The sequence below is a fragment of the Rossellomorea sp. GQ25 genome (assembly GCF_059758515.1).
Genome location: NZ_JCAXEQ010000027.1, coordinates 1 through 498, shown reverse-complemented (window position 1 = coordinate 498; position 498 = coordinate 1). Strand labels below are relative to the sequence as shown.

Genomic DNA, 498 nt, shown 5'->3' with positions numbered 1-498 from the left:
GAAATATAATGGTGCGGGTGAAGGGACTTGAACCCCCACGCCTTGCGGCGCCAGATCCTAAGTCTGGTGCGTCTGCCAATTCCGCCACACCCGCATGATATAAATGTAAAGAAATTTTGCTGCGCAAAAATCTTTGGTGAGCCATGAAGGACTCGAACCTTCGACCCTCTGATTAAAAGTCAGATGCTCTACCAACTGAGCTAATGGCTCTCAATATAAAAAATAAGACAAAATAAAAAAAACAATGGTGCCGGCAAGAGGACTTGAACCCCCAACCTACTGATTACAAGTCAGTTGCTCTACCAGTTGAGCTACACCGGCATATTAAATTACGGAATCTTTTATAAATATAAAGCTTTTACGCTGAAGTAATTAAGGAAAGATATTTTGCTGACGCAAAAATCATTGGTGGAGGATGACGGGATCGAACCGCCGACCCTCTGCTTGTAAGGCAGATGCTCTCCCAGCTGAGCTAATCCTCCGAAATATATATTGCCT

4 tRNA genes are annotated in these 498 nt (G+C 43.8%); all 4 read right to left on the bottom strand.

The features are described from left to right. Positions 1-9: 9 nt before the first annotated feature. A tRNA-Leu gene (locus tag AC6CIB_RS23625) sits at positions 10-94 on the bottom strand. A 40-nt stretch (positions 95-134) separates the two neighbouring features. Next, positions 135-210 (bottom strand) — tRNA-Lys (locus AC6CIB_RS23620). 35 nt (positions 211-245) lie between these two features. After that, positions 246-321, bottom strand: a tRNA-Thr gene (locus AC6CIB_RS23615). A gap of 85 nt (positions 322-406) precedes the next feature. Beyond that, positions 407-482, bottom strand: a tRNA-Val gene (locus AC6CIB_RS23610). Between the last annotated feature and the right edge of the window lie 16 nt (positions 483-498).